Raw genomic sequence first — 16,933 nt, 5'->3', positions numbered from 1 at the left:
TCAATAGTGGAAACTTTTATCTGTTGCGTTACCTGTTTAGCGTAGGAGCTTTGCTTTCGTTCTTGTTTGGCTGCTTCAACTTCCGATACGTATTGTTTACGTATTTKGGAGTTCCATCTAAARCCACATGCACTTTCTGTCCTTCCTAATAGTTGTGCAGCTTCATTAAATGCTACTAGCTGTGAACTTTTTTCGCGAATATGTCTTAGGACGATCTCTGCTAGTAAATGATCTTCATCAGACTTCCACCCATCTTTTCGAGCTTCTTGCATGCTATCACCCCATTTTGATTTTTAATAGCCATTCTTTCCTGTYCTCCTATATTTATGCGGTTTTTCACTTACATAYTTAAATATGTAATAAAAAACTCCCCAATTCTAAAAAATATATAGATTGCAGCTACCATTGATTTTATTCCACTCTAAATGCGTACTCGAAATATGTWTCCGAACCGTTTAGAAATTTGTTTGGTACTGACGAATGAAAAAAAAAGGAGCTGCAGTAAAGCAAGCTCCTCCACTATCGTACCCGTTAGCCATCCATGTCGCTCACGCGACACCACAGATTATGGAATTAATTGCGTNAGATTGCAGCTACCATTGATTTTATTCCACTCTAAATGCGTACTCGAAATATGTTTCCGAACCGTTTAGAAATTTGTTTGGTACTGACGAATGAAAAAAAGGAGCTGCAGTAAAGCAAGCTCCTCCACTATCTACACGTTAGTGCAGCAAAGGCGCACGGCAGCCTGTCGGTTTGGATTATTGAGCTAGTACCCGTCTATCCTGTTGTCTAACCGCACTGCGACCCGGGTAAGCCGAGAGTGGAAGGATAGGAGTATAGGCTGCTCTCAGCGGTCTATACTCTTTTTTGGGGTTCAAGTAGTCAGTGAGAACACGAATTTGGTAAGCTCCGCATTAAATTTATCAATTTCTTCGATACAGGGAGTGTGGCCGCTCTCTTCAAACATAATCAACTTGGATCGGGGGTTGTGAGCATGGATCCACTGTGTAGCCTCCGGTAAGGTGATATCATCCTTTGCCCCCTGAAAGAGTGCGAAAGGGATACCGATATAGGGAATGAACGCCCGAAAATCCGTGTTCTGTAAGGTGATCAGGCTGCCTACCGCCGCTGGGAACGATGATTGCATGCCGATGGTCCATATCCAGCGTTTGGTTGCACTGCCGACTGTGGGGTTCACAAAAATATGATTTGAAAGCTCCTCCTGCCATTCAGGCCGCCGTCTGTGCAAATCGTCAAACCAGGCTTGAATGGTATTAGGCGGAAGACCGTAGGGCCAATCGGGACTCTTGACGTATTTCGGGATTGCCCCGCCTACCGACACAAAGCCGGCAATTCGCTCCGTCCCGAACAGTCTCAGGTACTCCGTGCAAATGCTCGCACCCATTGAGTAGCCTACCAGAGTTACATTCCGCAGATTGAGTCCCACTATCAAGTGCAGCAGGTCATATGCATACTCTTGATAGGAGTAGCTGCTGAAAGGCTTATCCGACATCCCGTGCCCCCTCAGGTCATACATGATTGTGCGCATTCTGGGCGGCAGCTTCAGGGTTTGATAAGACCAGAACTCGTGACTCAACGTCCAGCCATGAACAAATATAACGACCGGGCCTGCTCCCCAGTCCTCGTAGTAGAGCTTGACACCCCTCGCAACTTCCATGTAAGGCATAGGACTCCTCCTTGTCGGTGCATTCCTGTTTATTTCTATAACTATTCAACAAAAATGCTTTTAGCAGGGGGAATATCGCAGCAGACCCATTTCCTAAATATGGGTGCCCTGATAAAATCGTCGTAATATTCGGATTTTCGATGTTGGAGGAGTTAGGTCGAATCCAATTCTTATAGATTTCCAAACGGCGTTCGATATTATCGAAAGAGCCAAGCGTATTGATCAATGAAGCGCATAGGAAGCAAAGGATAAACCAAGGAAACACTTTTATCTTTTGGCCTCCACGGTCTATTTTGGTACCTTAGTCCGTCACAGGTTTAATTCAACCCATTCTGAATACTCTTTCCATTTCACAAATAACTTCACTATTGAATCTTTCGCCGGTACAGTAGGTTCTACCGATGAACGGGGAGAGAGTCAACATTTTAACGGTTTTATACGCTAAGCATTAGCGGACACGTATCTGCCTCGTTCCTGACGACATTAGCCAGGTTATAATGCAGCACGGCGGTTCCTCGTCGATCAAAGTTAAACCAGCCCATCCAACCAGCCATTGAGATAGACTGATGACCCCTATTGGTGAAATCCAGGATGTTTGCTTATTTCTCATCAAATATACCCCGTAAAATCAAACAAATCGTTCAAATAAACCGACAATACGGCAAGCTTATTGCAGGGTTTGTTACCTACACTAATTTGCTACCCCGCATTAAGTGGTTCAAATCCTTTCATCGTCCTGCTCTTCGGTTCTCTCTTAGTTGCATCAGGGTCAGGACTTCATTGCTGGTAATGGAGTGTACCCCCATGTCCAAATACTTTTCCATCACATGGGTCTCATCAACCGTCCAGACTAAAACAGGCAAACAACGGCGTCCGGCATAATCCAATAATTGTTCCCGGCAGAAGCGATAATTGATGTTGATTCCGCTGCACGAAGCAGAAATGGCATGTCCGCACGTCTCCCTGACAAAGGTATCATAATCTGCTCCGCAGGTTTCAAACAGGCGTGCGCTTGCATTTAGCACTACTTGATACAGACGATGATTTTCCTTGACATAAGCTGCCCGTTCTTTTTCACATCCGCTGATAATCGCATAATCCCTCATATTATATTTTTCGACGGTTTCGATCATCGGGCCGACAGCGCTATCTTCCTTCACATCGAGATTGATGATCCGATTGGATTCACGGATCAGCGGTAAAACGTCTTCCAACAGGATTATCTCTTCGTTCACTGCCAGACTCTTCAATTCCTCAAAGGTCAAATCCCTTACCCTCCTGCTTCCGTAAGCTGTAGTAAATACATGTTCATCATGGAGCAAAATAACAATCCCATCTTTCGTTGCTCTTACATCGACTTCAATTAGGTCTGCTCCCGCCTTCAAACCTGCAAGCACGGAGGGTATGGAATTCGGAGGAGTATTCAAGCAGCCCGTGTGGGCTGTGATCAAAGGCCATCTCATTTATTTACCACCGTACCTTCAATATTATTAGCGTTTAACCTCTTCTATTTAGATGGGAACGGTCCCACCGTTGTTCATTATTATCCTAACAAGCTATTGTTAAATCTCAATCAGGGTAATGTAAAAATTCCACCTCACTTATGATACTCTTCCTCATATTATTACTATCGACGACTTAGAACAATTTACGATATCTACACGTACAATTAATTTTCATCAAATAATTCAGCATTAAAATAACCTTATAAACAATTTTAAAAAAATAAATCGATCGGCGTGGGAACCTTCCCACATATAGGAAGAGGTGATTTATTGATTGAATTACACGATCATTGACATTGCAAATATTTCGGGGGTATCGAAGTCAACGGTTTCGCGCGTGATTTCCAATTCAGGCTATGTAAGTCCGGCGGCCCGTGAAAAAGTACTTACTGCAATTGAGAAACTACAGTACAAACCCAATGCTGTAGCCCGCGCTATGGTTTCCCGCCACACCAAAAATATTGGCGTTATTATTTACCGCCAGCATCATCCGATTGCCTCCCATCCATTCTACGGGAAAATATTGGACGCAATTCTGGAAAAGGCTTCGGAATTAGGGTACTCGATATTCGTCATGACGGATAAAGAAATAACCAGCAAGTCAGCGGATTTTTTGCTAGAGAAACGGGTGGACGGGCTTATACTGATAAGCCGGCTCAATCAAGAATTGGTCGATTATTTTAAGAGCTCTCAAATTCCGTTTGTTATGGTTAACGGAACATCCGATGACAGTGACGTGATTCACCTCGTCAATGACGATGAGCGGGGAGGAGAGCTGGCAGCCGAACATATGCTGTCTCTCGGATTGACAAGAATTGCCGTCTTCGCCGGTCCCCAGGAGCACCGCAGTCACTTTTTAAGGTTAAAAGGGTTTCGGAAGACATATAGCCAAAACGGTTATGAAGTAGATGAAAATCGTATTTACTATGCTGATTCTTCGCAATTTGAAGAAGGCTATAAAGCTTTTCAATCCATATGGGAACGATCCCATAATTTGCAAGCCATTTTTGCAACTAACGATATGATTGCACTGGGAGCCATCAAAGCCATTTATGAAAAAGGAATGCAGGTTCCCAAAGACATTGCAGTCGTCGGGTTTGACGATATTGATTATGCCGCGATGTCCAACCCATCGTTAACTACCGTGCACAGCGCCAAAACAAGAATGGGCCATGAGGCGGTATTGATGCTTGACGAATGGATACATGGAAATACCAGACAGACCAAAATGCAGATGTTTTCTCCTGAGCTTAAAATCAGAAATTCTACAAAAACAAAAATATTGGAGGATTAATCATGAAAAAAGCAATGAAAGGTGTTTTATCGACATTGTTGGTTTGCTCTATCGTTCTTGCTGGTTGCGCGAAAGCGGAAGTGAAACCAACTGCCAGTACAGATGCAAGCACAACCTCTACTCCTGAGGTCGTAACTTTAACCGCACAGACGGCGGGCATTGAAAAAACTCGTGTGGACAATCTGGTTCAGGCATCACTGAAATTAAATGAAGAATTAAAATCCCAAGGGAAAAATATCGAAGTCAAAATGGAAACCAAGTCTTTTGACGGCAGCTGGGCGGATTATGTGAAGCAGTTCATGCTGGCTTCGCAATCGAAAAAAGCACCTGACATTTACGCAATTGGCCATGAGTATGTCGGCATGCTTGCGGATGGCAACTATATTATGCCGCTTGATAGCTTGAAGCAATCCAAAGCTTACTCGGATCTTTTCCCTGTACTTTGGGAATCCGTAACCTTCAAAGGAAAAGTATGGGCTGCTCCACAGGATACCGAAGCCCGCCCTGTCTTCTATAACAAGGGTATATTGAAGAAACTGGGCTGGACTGACCAACAAATCAACGATTTACCGGAAAAGGTCAAAAAAGGGGAGTTTACTCTTCAGGATATGACCCAATTGGCCCAAGAAGCTAAAACTAAAGGCGCGGCGGAGTTTGGCATCGTGCACCGTCCAGTCGACGGACCGGATTTCCAGGCGCTTGCTTATAACTTCGGTGCCAAGCTTTATGACCCGGCTGACAATAAGCTAGTATTGGATAAGAAAGCAGTCGCCAAACAATTTCAATACTACTATGATATCGCTCAGAAAAAATTGATCCCCGATAACCTGACGACCATGGAATGGACAAGCGTTCATAAGACAGTTGTAAACGAGAAAACTCTTTTCTATTACGGTGGGGTATGGAATGTGAATAACTGGGTCTCGGACAGCTTCCATGACCAGTTGGGTAAAGTCGATGTGAAATGGGTAAATGACCATCTGGGTATGATGCTGATCCCTGCTGCTGAAAAAGGTGGAAAACCGGTTACCTTATCCCACCCATTCGTTTATACAGTCTCCGCTCAAACCAAGAATCCAGAGTTAGTTACCCGACTGCTGGAACTAGTTGCTGATCCTAAGCTTCAAACCGAACATAACGTAAAAACCTACCACCTGCCGGTTACTAAAGGCGGAGCAGACGATGCAACTTTCAAAGCTGACATCACTTTAGGCAAAGTCGCTTATATGTCCGAATATACAACCTTCCTGCCAAACCACGAAGGATTCAGCAAATACAGTACTGCCGTATTCAAGGCCATTCAAGCCGTAGAGCTTGGAAAGCAGACACCTGATGCAGCTATGAAGGATCTGGAAGCTCAATTAAAGAACGATCTTGGCGATCAGCTGAAAATCGTACAATAAATAACCTTAACGTTGTACCCGGTAGAGCAACTGCCGGGTATAACTTTTCAAAGGGGGGGTCAACATGGAAAAATCGAATCGCATAACCATGATTTTGCGCAAATGGGGTTTACCTTCAGTGATGCTGGGACCGTTCGTCCTGCTCATCACTATTTTCTTTTTTTTACCTGTTGTGTTGATCACAATTCTAGCTTTTACAAATATGGATTCTGCCATGCGCTGGGATTTTAACGGATTGGCGAATTTTAATAAAATGTTATCCGACCCACATATTTTTGAAATTATTAAAAATACCGTTATTTATGTGTCTTTTACGCTTTTGATTAATGTGTTTTTGGGTTTGGCTCTCGCCCTCTTGACAACGTACTTTATTAAAAAAGAAACGGTAGGGCTAGCCGTCCGGACAATTTGGATGCTGCCGAGGATTTCACCGCCGGTCGTTTATGTATTGATCTGGCTGTGGTTTTTCGATCCGAGTGAATACGGGGTATTGAACAGTTTAAGATCGCTTTTCGATCTGCCTCCGGAAAAATTTCTGGCGGAAAACCCGATGACGGCCGTTATCTTGGCAAATGGCCTCATAGGAGCTTCCTACGGGATGATTATCTTTTCATCCGCCATTAAATCCATCCCTGGAGACTTGTTTATGGCGGCAAGAGTGGACGGCGCATCTCACCGCTCTATCATTGCAGATCTCATTATTCCCGCTGTTCGCTGGCCTCTTATGTTTGTCACTTTATGGCAAATCATGTCCCTGCTGACTTCTTATGAATATATTTTATTGCTGACCAAAGGCGGCCCATTATTTGAAACCGAAGTCTTGGCCTTATATTCCTACCATAAAGCCTTCCAAAACTTCGAATACGGCTATGGCTCGGCTGTTGCTCTGGTGCTTGTACTCGTTGCTCTGCTCTTCTCTTTCATTTTCTGGAAAGTATTCGGAATGAGCAAGATGATTAAGGCATCGCGGATTGAATAACGGAAAGGAGGCCTAAAATTGAGTACTCAAAGAAGACGTTTACCTTCTATCGCCGCTTACGGGGTTTTGGGGATTGTCACCCTGCCTATTATCTTGATGTATATATGGCTATTGTTAAATTCCTTCGCACAAAAGATGAAATACGGCGTTATTCCGGTTGAATTTACTTTGGAGAACTGGAGATTTATTTGGTCTGATGTAGTGATAAACGGATCCGCTTTACCTAGTATCTGGACAGCTACTTTCAATTCCTTGCTATTTGCAGGCACACTGACTGTTTTGGAAGTCGTGATCGGGATTATGGCGGGGTACGCCCTTTCCCGTTTGAACTTTCCAGGCCGCCAGGGACTGCTGAAAACAACGATGATGCTTCATGCTTTTCCTAGTGTGGCGCTATTAATTGCTGTCTATTATATTTTGAATTTCTTAGGTTTATTTGACTCTCTCTGGGGGGTCATACTTGTCAAGACGGCTCTCCAAATTCCGATGACAGCTTGGATTATTAAAGGATTTTTCGATGATGTTTCCTGGGATGTCGAATGGGCGGGTTTAATCGATGGCTGCAATCGTTTTAAGGTATGGTACACCATTGTCATTCCGTTAATTAAGCCGGGGATCGCCGCGGTCAGTATTTTCTCTTTTTTATCCGGCTGGTCGGAGTTCCTGCTCCTGTACACCTTTATTTTGAGCGATGAAAATATAACGCTGGCGGCCTATCTGCAAAAATTGATGAGTAATCCCAACATGATCAATTATGGACTTCTTAGTGCCGTTTCCCTCTTCTATATGGTTCCGGTTCTGTTGTTCTTCGTCCTTACACAACAATCTTTAATGCAAATAAGCGCAGGAGGAGGAAAACGCGTATGAAAATCGAGATGAAACATGTAATGAAATCTTTCAATAAACAAACCAATGCGGTTGATGATCTGAGTATGACCATTGAAGACGGGGAATTCGTTGCCCTGCTGGGTCCGAGCGGTTGCGGGAAATCCACCACCATGCTAATGCTGGCGGGAATCTACCAACCAACCGGCGGGACGATTTATTTTGATAGTCAGCCTGTGAATATGGTAGAGCCAAAGGACCGGAATATCGGGATGGTCTTTCAAAGCTATGCGCTATACCCTCATATGACTGTGCTTGAGAATATTATGTTTCCGTTAAAGCAGATGAAGGTTGCCAAAGCCGAACGAATCGTCCGTGCGAAGGAAGCTGCGGAGCAGGTGCAGCTAGGTCATTTATTAGCCCGCAAGCCGAGCGAACTATCGGGCGGGCAACAGCAGCGCGTAGCGCTTGCCAGGGCTATTGTGAAAAAGCCCCGGTTGCTTTTGCTCGATGAACCTCTGTCTAATCTGGATGCCCGTATGAAAATTGAAATGCGCGAGGAAATCCGCCAGCTTCAAAAGGAAATCGGCATTACTACCGTTATGGTTACGCATGATCAGGAAGAAGCAATGACAATTGCAGACCGTGTTGCCGTCATGAAAGACGGGCGGCTTATCCAGTTCAGCACGCCTATGGAGCTGTACAACCACGCAACCAATCTTTTTGTAGCTCAATTTATTGGGACGCCGCCCATGAACTTCTTGGAAGGAAACCTGATTAAAAACGGTGATAACTATCATTTTATGGAACAAAAACAAACCAGCTGCATAGGGATTCGTCCCTATGATCTCAAACTTGGCGATAGTGGGAATCTCGTTTTCAACGGTATGATCAGCTTGGTAGAACCTCTTGGACACTCTTCCCTTGTCAGTTTGAAAATCGGGGATGCCCTGGTCCGTTTATTTGCAGAGCCTAATTATCAAGCAGAACGGGGAACGCCCATTGTATGTTCGGCCGATATCGAATCCATCGCCGTATTCGATAAATCCTCCGGACAGAGCCTGAACCGAGACATTTGCGTAAAGGATGTATGAATAATGAATCATGCAAATGAAGAAACCTTACTACAGTCAGCCGTAGCGTATGCCAAACAAGCAGGGGATCTCATTCGTGGGCGAGTAGGCAATCTAGGAGACATCCAAGAGAAAAAGAACGTCTCCGATTTAGTAACCAAAGTGGATATGTTAAGCGAATCATTGCTGCGGAGTCAAATTTTAAAGGATTACAGCGACCATTGGATCTTGTCGGAAGAAGATAACGGTACGTTGAACTCTTATGAAGCCTTGCAGAAAAAGGGATCCGGCCTGGGCTGGATTATTGATCCGATCGACGGGACTACCAATTTTATTCATGAGGTTCCCCATTTTGCCGTATCGATAGGCATTGTTCGGGATCAGGAGCCAATCATCGGCGTCGTTTATAACCCGCTGACGGAGGAATTGTTCCATGCCAGAAAACATTTTGGAGCTTTCCGCAACGGGGCACCCATCCAGGCGGGGAAAGAAACTCGATTAGGAGAATCCTTGCTTGCCGCAGGCTTCCAGGCAGAGGAATGGGGACCTAATTCTCATCTTTTGAAGCAGATGGACAAGCTGGCGGGGAACTGCCGCAATCTGCGGATGAACGGGGCAGCCAGTCTCGATTTATGCTGGGTCGCCATGGGGAGGCTTACCGGCTTCTGGCATAGCGGGCTGCATCCCTGGGATACTTCGGCTGGTGTGTTGATTGTTCGTGAAGCAGGAGGCCAAGTAACCGATCATCACGGTAATGCTTATCAACTGCATCATGACACACTGGTTGCTTCGAACGGAAATATTCATTCTGAATTTCTATCCGGGATACAACTTTAAGGGGTTTCCTTGTTGAAAAATACATTAGTAAACTGTAAGGATTAATTTTTTGAAATATCGAGAAACAATCGCGCAAATCAATAAACCCCAGTCTATCTGTGAAAGGACAAGCACATATGGATAACCAGAAACTCATCGCTCAGTTCCGAAATCTTACACGCAACACGAAATGGGAGCAAAAAGATAAGATTGATTTACAATTTAACAACTACCACTCACAAGGAATGGTTCGAATCGGGGACCTCTTTTATATGTCCTCGGTTGAACTTATCGAAAAGCCAGTTAAAGATGACCAACCCCAGCATGGTTATGATCGTACTCCTGGAAAGGGAATCGGTCACCTGTTTGTCTTTGATATACAGGGGAAGCTTTTGAATGATATGCTCTTGGGTGAAGGGGACATCTATCATCCAGGCGGCATTGATTTCGATGGTAATAATATTTGGGTACCTGTCGCCGAATACCGACCCAACAGCCAATCTATTGTTTACAAAGTTGATCCGAAGTCTATGAATGCAGAAGAATCGTTTCGAGTCCATGATCATATCGGAGGATTGGTCCGTGACAATCAAAATGGAAAGCTAATCGGTAACAGCTGGGGTTCACGTAAGTTCTATGTATGGAACCAAAAGGGGCTGCTGCTGCTTGTTAAAGAAAACTCGAGTCACTTTGTGGATTATCAAGACGGTCATTATGTAGGCGAGGGGAAAATGATTTTGAGCGGTATCTCTGAGCTGCCCAATCCTGCAGGCCGCAATTCTAAACCGTACGAGTTGGGTGGATTAGCCATGATAGACATGAAAACGTTGGATACGATTCATGAAGCACCCATTACTGAGTTTTCTCCGCAAGGACACGTGATTACTCGTAATCCGGTGTTCGTGGAGAACGCTGGGCAAGAGATACGGCTTTATGCTGTACCGGATGACGATCACGGATCTATGCTGATATATGAAACAAACAATTTGAATAATAAAATATAATCTTGCAGTATGACTCATGGCCAGCAAGGTGAATTTTCCTGTACCACATTGACAAACAGGCGCCGCGGCACCTTAAGTACCTTAAGTAAGTCGAAACCGCGTACAATGGCGAATAGTCGCTTCCGAGGAGGAAGGTCACTTCTGTTAAGATAGGAAAGCGGACGATATCCAAAGAATTCAATCTTTTCAGTAAACGTGGTCGATTTTTTTGGAATTGTTTCTTTTTTTGCTTATGGGTAGCGCCGATACCTTCATGCTAAGCTGGGTTTCAGACCATACGATCTCCGCACCATCCTTTGCTCAATGAATATGAAAAAGATGAGTATAAAAAAATGGGGTTCATTTGGTGAATAGCCATCTTGAGTGTGATTGTGAAGATGATTAAAATGACTAGATGACGGGTCGCCTAAACGGTGATCTCCCCCTGAGTGGCCTCACCCCACCCTCCCCCTCTGAGGCAAGTTTCCACGCCCCTTGCGCGGTTAAGGTCAAAAATTTCGCCTCACTTATGATAAGGTTCCCCGCGGCTAATCTTCAACGTAACATAATGAATAGTGAATTATCGAAAGTCGAGCAAAAAATGAGCCCCCCAAGAAACAGGAGCTGACTTTGGATAACTATTCATTTTGTTAAATTCATTATTTAAGCGTTTCCTATCTATGATAGCTCTCTGAACTAAATCTGAACACAAAAAAAGGTCCCGAGGATCTTTTCCACGGAACCTTTATTTATCGGTGCTTTGCCATAAGGGATTGTTCTGCAATTTGAATTAAAGCTCTTGTGATGTTTCCACCAATAGTACCTGCATCACGAGTAGTCATATTCCCATTGTAACCATCTGGAGACCATTGAATTCCAAACTGTTGTGCTACCTCATATTTCATTTGGTCAAGTGCTGCTTGTGCCTGTGGAACGACTAAACTTTTTCTGCTCATGTATGTTCACTCCCTAGTTGGATGTGAAGTTATTTTGTGGATTGATTTGATTTTTATACCTTAATTTTTGGAGAAATTTTGAACTCTTTTTTTTCCTAAACTGCTTTTGGAACGATGATGAAAGGAAGCGATAGCCAAGTGATCATGGTTCCCCTCTGCTCCATAAAATATGGTGGTTACGGAGAGACAAAGGAACGAAGAAAACCATCATATTTAAGCAATACCCCAGAGGTCTTTTTCTTCCTTGCGAGTCCCGTGAAAAATCCCAAGCGACAATAAATGGGGCTGTCTCAAAAGTAGTAAGATCGCTGGAAAGATAGCTCGCTTTGATCAGGAATATTGGGAAACATGAAAAAATAGCGGTACAGAGTGCTATTCCTGTACCGCTATTTTTCTATTCTGGTCTATGGCTGCTTGCTTAAGTAGATTATGGGCAAGCGAAAGCCACCCGACTTCTAGGCTTACTTTTGGCAAGCCGCGAAGCAGGAACCGCCTGAATCCTCTTCATCCATTTTAACTTCTCCCCTATGATAAAAATCAATTGACTGGTGTAATAACGTACTTTCCTTCCTCATTAAGATCGGAAAGAACAGTAGATTTTTCGTTTAATTGATTCACCTTCCATTTCTTGATCCTCAGCGTAAAGGACTTTGATTGACATATCTTTAACAATCTCTTTCTCACAGATATAATCAGTCTTTAAGCGATGAAACTGAACCACTCCCTCTAATACCATGTAGGGATTTCCGTCTGCATCATACATGAGTGTAGCCGTCACATCCGTCTTAGGCTCGTTCCCTATTATTACCGTTTGGGTCTCGATCATCGAAGTCCATGGATATTCTCTTGTAGCTTGAAGTTCATAGCTTCCGGGTAAAAAAGGCTTCTGAAAATCAGCAATTTTAAAGTCTTTACCATTAATCTTCAACTTTGCATTGGGATCAACATCAACGTTAATCATTGTTTCGTTCGGTAACAACACATACTTATCTGACTCTTTAGACTTCGTATTTTATAAGGGATTTCGCCACTAATTCGAAGCTCTTTCACGTCATTCGTGTATTTACTTACCTCTAGAGATACCAGATGATATTGCGAAGTCTGAACGGAAAACAAAGCAATACTTAGATCGAGAACTCGCCCTTTTTGTTGATAAGGTAGAAAACGGTGAATTCATCAAAAAGGACAAATTAACCCTTGACGAATTTATTCCCCAGTGGAAGAAAGGGTACGCAGACCAAAATATGGGGAAGTACACCCGTTTCATGACTAATAACATTTTTAAGATTTATATCCAACCTGCATTCGGTGATACACGAATTGACCGGATTAAACCGCTTCACCTCGTTAACTTCTTCGCGGAGCTAAAGCGAAAAGACGGCAAACCTATGGCCACTAATACAAAAAACAATATCTATAAGGCGATGAAAAGTTTGTTTGACTCAGCTGCAAAATGGAAACTCATTGCTTCTAATCCAATGGAAGGCGTAGACCGCCCCACAGTCGGCAAACAAGAGAAACGTCAAATGAAGCAACGTAAGAAGGCTTATACCCGTGCAGAGTCTCAGGCGGTCATCATAGCCCTCTATGATCTTCCTGAGCGCTGGAGGCTGTACTACCTCGGTGTATTGCTTGGAGGCTTTAGACGCGGCGAAATACTGGCTGTGGAATGGGGGCTTTGAAGCAGGCGGGTTATTTATTGAAAAACAAATAACATTTGATGAAGATGGACATGCAGTTGGAGATGAATTAAAGACGGAGGAATCTGAAGGATACATCCCTATGCCTAAATGGTACATGGACTCTCTGAAGAAGTATCACCATGAAAAGAAAAACTGTTATGTAAAAAATGGCTCGGTGGATCAAAGCAGTATGTGTTTCATTCAGGCAAGGGTGAGATGTATTACCCTAACACGCCCTCATTGACCTGGAGACGCTTCCTAAGCGGCAGAGAGCTCCCACATATCCCCGATTACATGATCTGCGCCATACAACCGCTATGCTGCTGCGTGAGAGCGGCGCTGATCTGAAGCAGATACAAGAACGTCTTCGTCATACCAAGATCGGCACTACAGCCGACATTTATACGCATGAATCTGAACTCATCAGCAGAGATGCTGCCGATCGTTTGGAGTCCCTCAACCCCAAACAAATAAAATTTGCCCCAAACTAGGGGCAGCACTATTCATTTGTCGAAAAGAAGAAAACAAAAAAAACCTTGATAATCAAGGCTTTGGCTTTTAAAATTTTGGAGCGGGTGATGGGAATCGAACCCACGCTATTAGCTTGGAAGGCTAAAGTTCTACCATTGAACTACACCCGCATAAAACAATTCTTAAAGATGGTCGGGACGACACGATTTGAACATGCGACCCCCTGGTCCCAAACCAGGTGCTCTACCAAGCTGAGCTACGTCCCGAAGTGTAAATAAAGTGCATCTAATGAAGCGATAATGGCGTGCCCTAAGAGATTCGAACTCCTGGCCTTTTGATTCGTAGTCAAACGCTCTATCCAGCTGAGCTAAGGGCACACATTTTGGAGCGGAAGACGGGAATCGAACCCGCGACCCTCGCCTTGGCAAGGCGATGCTCTACCGCTGAGCCACTTCCGCATGCTATTCATGTTAGCCGTTCGTTTTGTTTAACAACGCGGCGACAAGTAATAATATATCACCCCTGAAAAGAAAAAGCAACTGTTTTTACAAAAAAGTTTTATGTTATTTCTAAGAGCCATAAAAAACTGCTGTTCAATCGCAAAAAAACGCAGTAGTGGTGCGGGTTTTCCCAATTTCACACCATATGAATCTACTTTTTAGAAAATTGGTTTTTTAACAGGCAGCGAGAAAATTATTGCCGTTCGGCTTAAAAAAATTCAGCTAAATAAATTAAAAAAACGCATTCCCTGAGAAATGCGTTTTTCTACGGTAAAGGATCTATGCTCCTGCAGCCGTTAAAGTCTGCTCTTGTTTGGCGCGGCTGTTCATTGCTACCTTGTCAGCAGCCGGCTGGCCGGCCAGCGCATATGGCAGGCAAAGAGGAACGCCTGTCCGCGGATCAGGCACGATATCTGCTTCGATATTAAATACCTCGCGCATGATATCCGGTGTCATAACCTCTGCCGGCGTACCTTCGCCAACTACGACCCCTGTCTTAATTGCGATCATATGATGTGCGTAGCGCGTTGCATGGTTCAAATCATGGACAACCATAACGACCGTGCGGTTATTGCTTGCGTTCAGCTTTTGAAGCAAATGAAGAACCTCCAGCTGATGCGCCATATCTAGGAACGTCGTTGGCTCATCAAGGAATAGAATATCGGTTTCCTGCGCCAGTGCCATCGCAATCCACGCGCGTTGACGCTGTCCGCCAGACAGATGATCTACCGGACGATCTGCAAAATCAGTCATGCCCGTCGCTTCGATTGCCCACTGCACAATGCTGTGGTCATCCTTGCTCATCGAACCAAAGCCCTTCTGGTAAGGGAAACGTCCGTATGATACTAGCTCGGCAACCGATAGTCCGTCTGGAGCTGTAGGATTTTGCGGTAAAATCGCCAGCTGCTTCGCTACTTCCTTCGTTGATTGTTTATGAATGGATTTGCCGTCCAGAAGCACACTGCCTTGGGAAGGATTCATAATGCGGGCCATCGTCTTCAAAATCGTGGATTTGCCGGAACCGTTCGCTCCTACAAGCGCCGTAATTTTCCCTTGAGGTATCGCAATGTTTAAATTTTGGACGATAAGACGGTCATCATAAGCAATGTCAAGACTCGAAGTTGTCAGACGAATCATTGGACATGCACACTCCTTCCGCTGCCGGGGCAGACACATTCTGAATGTAAATATTTATATTTCGTTTTACAACGAAAAACGATAACGATTATCATTAACTTATTAATGATAATGTTTCTCACGTAAAAAGTCAATGAATATCCATTTGACATGCCGCAGCCATTTCAGACCGTATCACTTCTCCGCTGTCTATTTATCCGCCAGAATCAGGTCGGGTCGAGGTCGTCAGCACAGCTTCCAAATAGAGCGTCTCAACGCCGCCCTCCAGCTTTTGAACGCCCTTTCGGCTGCATAACCGTTTCAGTGTCACGATCCAGTAAAATTCCAATCCTGTCGTGTTTATGGGGTGTTCCATTAATCAGGAGAACTCCGGGATCATTTCAACCCGTAAATGAATAATGCCGCGAAAATCTCACAACGTATAATAAATTCCAAACCTAACGTTAATGCCATCAATAATAGCTAACGTTAATGGAATAAGACCCCAGATCGTTTGATCCAGCGGGCTTATAATAAGGAGCGGCAGTCTGATATCTTGCATCATAAAAGAAAAAAAGCCTTTAAGATCAAAAGATCCTAAAGGCTTGTGTTGTCGTTGTGATGCGCGTAGAGGGACTTGAACCCCCACGGTTGCCCGCCAGATCCTAAGTCTGGTGCGTCTGCCAATTCCGCCATACGCGCATATTGTAATGAAGGTAAAGCTTATATCTTGTTGTAGGACTTCCACCTACAATACTCTGTTGACATACAGAGCGTTTCCCCGTTAGGGGTGCTAAAGATGGTGCGCGTAGAGGGACTTGAACCCCCACGGTCGCCCGCCAGATCCTAAGTCTGGTGCGTCTGCCAATTCCGCCATACGCGCATGTGAGATAAAATGGTGAGTCATGTAGGATTCGAACCTACGACACCCTGATTAAAAGTCAGGTGCTCTACCAACTGAGCTAATGACTCATAATATAAATGGCTGGGGATTCAGGGATCGAACCTGAGAATGACGGAGTCAAAGTCCGTTGCCTTACCGCTTGGCTAATCCCCAGCAGCGATATGGTGGACGCTGACGGGATCGAACCGCCGACCCTCTGCTTGTAAGGCAGATGCTCTCCCAGCTGAGCTAAGCGTCCAAGTGTATAGGCGATTTTTCATTCAAAAAGAAAATTGGTGACCCGTAGGGGACTCGAACCCCTGTTACCTCCGTGAAAGGGAGGTGTCTTAACCACTTGACCAACGGGCCATACTTAAATTGAAGCTTGTCCTTACAGTTGAAAGTGTTCTGGAGCTCTCAACCGGGATCGAACCGGTGACCTCATCCTTACCATGGATGCACTCTACCTACTGAGCTATGAGAGCATAATGGCTCCCCGAACAGGACTCGAACCTGTGACAACTCGATTAACAGTCGAGTGCTCTACCAACTGAGCTATCAGGGAACATTGTATTTTTGAGTTGAAATGTCTCAAAGAACTTCAACTTCAAAGAGGCGCGGTTGAAAACCAAGGCAAATTGCGCCCTGAAAACTGGATACGAAAGATAGGTTTGCTGAACCTTTTAGCTGCTGTCTGCCGGATGTATGGGTCCTGGCAAACGTTTTAGGATAAGCCCTCGACCGATTAGTATTCGTC

The 16,933-nt window shown here is 44.4% G+C and carries 15 protein-coding genes, 12 tRNA genes and 1 pseudogene; 9 read left to right on the top strand and 19 right to left on the bottom strand.

Annotated elements, in window-relative coordinates; genetic code table 11:
- The 3 genes and pseudogenes from ASG81_RS31405 to ASG81_RS24730 form a co-directional block, all read right to left on the bottom strand.
- Nucleotides 1-272: pseudogene (locus ASG81_RS31405) on the bottom strand (RsfA family transcriptional regulator); the annotation flags it as partial.
- Between the two features lie 605 nt (nucleotides 273-877).
- Nucleotides 878-1,681 carry an alpha/beta fold hydrolase gene (locus ASG81_RS24735; protein WP_235549017.1) on the bottom strand — a complete coding sequence of 268 codons (804 nt, stop codon included), beginning with the start codon at nucleotides 1,679-1,681 and terminating at the stop codon, nucleotides 878-880.
- A 737-nt stretch (nucleotides 1,682-2,418) separates the two neighbouring features.
- On the bottom strand, nucleotides 2,419-3,153 hold the full coding sequence (locus ASG81_RS24730) for a glycerophosphodiester phosphodiesterase (RefSeq protein ID WP_056640713.1): 735 nt from the start codon (nucleotides 3,151-3,153) through the stop codon (nucleotides 2,419-2,421).
- Nucleotides 3,154-3,469: 316 nt separating this feature from the next.
- On the opposite strand from ASG81_RS24730, the gene ASG81_RS24725 reads away from it, so the two are divergent.
- The 7 genes from ASG81_RS24725 to ASG81_RS24695 all read left to right on the top strand — a co-directional run bounded on the left by ASG81_RS24725 (nucleotide 3,470) and on the right by ASG81_RS24695 (nucleotide 10,589).
- Nucleotides 3,470-4,489 (top strand): LacI family DNA-binding transcriptional regulator, encoded by a 1,020-nt coding sequence (locus tag ASG81_RS24725; protein ID WP_056640710.1) that lies wholly within the window; start codon nucleotides 3,470-3,472, stop codon nucleotides 4,487-4,489.
- 2 nt (nucleotides 4,490-4,491) lie between these two features.
- On the top strand, nucleotides 4,492-5,892 hold the full coding sequence (locus ASG81_RS24720) for a sugar ABC transporter substrate-binding protein (protein WP_056640707.1): 1,401 nt from the start codon (nucleotides 4,492-4,494) through the stop codon (nucleotides 5,890-5,892).
- A 64-nt stretch (nucleotides 5,893-5,956) separates the two neighbouring features.
- Nucleotides 5,957-6,871, top strand: coding sequence for a carbohydrate ABC transporter permease (locus tag ASG81_RS24715; RefSeq protein WP_081417568.1), 915 nt, complete (start codon nucleotides 5,957-5,959; stop codon nucleotides 6,869-6,871).
- An 18-nt stretch (nucleotides 6,872-6,889) separates the two neighbouring features.
- Nucleotides 6,890-7,738, top strand: a complete 849-nt coding sequence (locus ASG81_RS24710; protein WP_056640704.1) for a carbohydrate ABC transporter permease — start codon at nucleotides 6,890-6,892, stop codon at nucleotides 7,736-7,738.
- The gene (locus tag ASG81_RS24705) at nucleotides 7,735-8,790 is read left to right on the top strand and encodes an ABC transporter ATP-binding protein (RefSeq protein WP_056640698.1); all 1,056 of its coding nucleotides are present in this window, start codon (nucleotides 7,735-7,737) and stop codon (nucleotides 8,788-8,790) included. Before ASG81_RS24710 ends, ASG81_RS24705 begins: the two co-directional genes overlap by 4 nt.
- A gap of 3 nt (nucleotides 8,791-8,793) precedes the next feature.
- Nucleotides 8,794-9,606: an inositol monophosphatase family protein gene (locus ASG81_RS24700; protein WP_056640695.1), complete on the top strand. Its 813-nt coding sequence runs from the start codon at nucleotides 8,794-8,796 to the stop codon at nucleotides 9,604-9,606.
- A gap of 116 nt (nucleotides 9,607-9,722) precedes the next feature.
- Entirely contained in the window at nucleotides 9,723-10,589 is an 867-nt protein-coding gene (locus tag ASG81_RS24695; protein WP_235549016.1) for a DUF6454 family protein, read from the top strand.
- Nucleotides 10,590-11,317: 728 nt separating this feature from the next.
- On the opposite strand, the gene ASG81_RS24690 is transcribed toward ASG81_RS24695, so the two are convergent.
- Entirely contained in the window at nucleotides 11,318-11,524 is a 207-nt protein-coding gene (locus tag ASG81_RS24690) for an alpha/beta-type small acid-soluble spore protein (protein ID WP_056640687.1), read from the bottom strand.
- A 574-nt stretch (nucleotides 11,525-12,098) separates the two neighbouring features.
- Nucleotides 12,099-12,506, bottom strand: coding sequence for a TcaA 3rd/4th domain-containing protein (locus ASG81_RS24685; protein ID WP_056640683.1), 408 nt, complete (start codon nucleotides 12,504-12,506; stop codon nucleotides 12,099-12,101).
- A 79-nt stretch (nucleotides 12,507-12,585) separates the two neighbouring features.
- Between ASG81_RS24685 and ASG81_RS24680 the strand changes: the two genes are divergently transcribed.
- Entirely contained in the window at nucleotides 12,586-13,206 is a 621-nt protein-coding gene (locus ASG81_RS24680; protein WP_155971890.1) for a hypothetical protein, read from the top strand.
- Nucleotides 13,207-13,523: 317 nt separating this feature from the next.
- Nucleotides 13,524-13,697: a hypothetical protein gene (locus tag ASG81_RS34200; protein WP_442952960.1), complete on the top strand. Its 174-nt coding sequence runs from the start codon at nucleotides 13,524-13,526 to the stop codon at nucleotides 13,695-13,697.
- 76 nt (nucleotides 13,698-13,773) lie between these two features.
- Here the strand turns inward: ASG81_RS34200 and ASG81_RS24670 are convergent.
- The 14 genes from ASG81_RS24670 to ASG81_RS24610 all read right to left on the bottom strand — a co-directional run bounded on the left by ASG81_RS24670 (nucleotide 13,774) and on the right by ASG81_RS24610 (nucleotide 16,741).
- Nucleotides 13,774-13,847, bottom strand: a tRNA-Gly gene (locus ASG81_RS24670).
- Between the two features lie 19 nt (nucleotides 13,848-13,866).
- Nucleotides 13,867-13,943 (bottom strand) — tRNA-Pro (locus ASG81_RS24665).
- Nucleotides 13,944-13,977: 34 nt separating this feature from the next.
- Nucleotides 13,978-14,054, bottom strand: a tRNA-Arg gene (locus ASG81_RS24660).
- A gap of 6 nt (nucleotides 14,055-14,060) precedes the next feature.
- A tRNA-Gly gene (locus tag ASG81_RS24655) sits at nucleotides 14,061-14,135 on the bottom strand.
- A gap of 321 nt (nucleotides 14,136-14,456) precedes the next feature.
- A complete protein-coding gene (locus tag ASG81_RS24650; protein WP_056640669.1) occupies nucleotides 14,457-15,314 on the bottom strand; it encodes an ABC transporter ATP-binding protein in 858 nt (285 codons plus the stop codon).
- A gap of 193 nt (nucleotides 15,315-15,507) precedes the next feature.
- On the bottom strand, nucleotides 15,508-15,669 hold the full coding sequence (locus ASG81_RS31395; RefSeq protein WP_155971886.1) for a hypothetical protein: 162 nt from the start codon (nucleotides 15,667-15,669) through the stop codon (nucleotides 15,508-15,510).
- Nucleotides 15,670-15,915: 246 nt separating this feature from the next.
- A tRNA-Leu gene (locus tag ASG81_RS24645) sits at nucleotides 15,916-15,995 on the bottom strand.
- A 98-nt stretch (nucleotides 15,996-16,093) separates the two neighbouring features.
- Nucleotides 16,094-16,176 (bottom strand) — tRNA-Leu (locus tag ASG81_RS24640).
- Between the two features lie 13 nt (nucleotides 16,177-16,189).
- Nucleotides 16,190-16,265, bottom strand: a tRNA-Lys gene (locus tag ASG81_RS24635).
- Nucleotides 16,266-16,275: 10 nt separating this feature from the next.
- Nucleotides 16,276-16,350, bottom strand: a tRNA-Gln gene (locus ASG81_RS24630).
- A gap of 9 nt (nucleotides 16,351-16,359) precedes the next feature.
- Nucleotides 16,360-16,435, bottom strand: a tRNA-Val gene (locus ASG81_RS24625).
- Between the two features lie 35 nt (nucleotides 16,436-16,470).
- Nucleotides 16,471-16,545: transfer RNA gene (locus tag ASG81_RS24620), tRNA-Glu, on the bottom strand.
- Nucleotides 16,546-16,585: 40 nt separating this feature from the next.
- Nucleotides 16,586-16,661: transfer RNA gene (locus tag ASG81_RS24615), tRNA-Thr, on the bottom strand.
- Nucleotides 16,662-16,665: 4 nt separating this feature from the next.
- Nucleotides 16,666-16,741, bottom strand: a tRNA-Asn gene (locus tag ASG81_RS24610).
- Nucleotides 16,742-16,933 lie beyond the last annotated feature (192 nt).

The organism is Paenibacillus sp. Soil522 (genome assembly GCF_001428245.1).
GTDB lineage: Bacteria > Bacillota > Bacilli > Paenibacillales > Paenibacillaceae > Pristimantibacillus.
The sequence above is the reverse complement of the archived record's forward strand: the minus strand, read 5'-3'. Positions and strand labels throughout refer to the sequence as shown.

Bases quoted from the DNA above. Each gene is read 5' to 3' on its own strand.
- ASG81_RS24735 (WP_235549017.1), bottom strand. From the start codon at position 1,681: ATGGAAGTTGCGAGGGGTGTCAAGCTCTACTACGAGGACTGGGGAGCA.
- ASG81_RS24730 (WP_056640713.1), bottom strand. From the start codon at position 3,153: ATGAGATGGCCTTTGATCACAGCCCACACGGGCTGCTTGAATACTCCT.
- ASG81_RS24720 (WP_056640707.1), top strand. From the start codon at position 4,492: ATGAAAAAAGCAATGAAAGGTGTTTTATCGACATTGTTGGTTTGCTCT.
- ASG81_RS24715 (WP_081417568.1), top strand. From the start codon at position 5,957: ATGGAAAAATCGAATCGCATAACCATGATTTTGCGCAAATGGGGTTTA.
- ASG81_RS24705 (WP_056640698.1), top strand. From the start codon at position 7,735: ATGAAAATCGAGATGAAACATGTAATGAAATCTTTCAATAAACAAACC.
- ASG81_RS24700 (WP_056640695.1), top strand. From the start codon at position 8,794: ATGAATCATGCAAATGAAGAAACCTTACTACAGTCAGCCGTAGCGTAT.
- ASG81_RS24695 (WP_235549016.1), top strand. From the start codon at position 9,723: ATGGATAACCAGAAACTCATCGCTCAGTTCCGAAATCTTACACGCAAC.
- ASG81_RS24690 (WP_056640687.1), bottom strand. From the start codon at position 11,524: ATGAGCAGAAAAAGTTTAGTCGTTCCACAGGCACAAGCAGCACTTGAC.
- ASG81_RS34200 (WP_442952960.1), top strand. From the start codon at position 13,524: ATGCTGCTGCGTGAGAGCGGCGCTGATCTGAAGCAGATACAAGAACGT.
- ASG81_RS24650 (WP_056640669.1), bottom strand. From the start codon at position 15,314: ATGATTCGTCTGACAACTTCGAGTCTTGACATTGCTTATGATGACCGT.
- ASG81_RS31395 (WP_155971886.1), bottom strand. From the start codon at position 15,669: ATGGAACACCCCATAAACACGACAGGATTGGAATTTTACTGGATCGTG.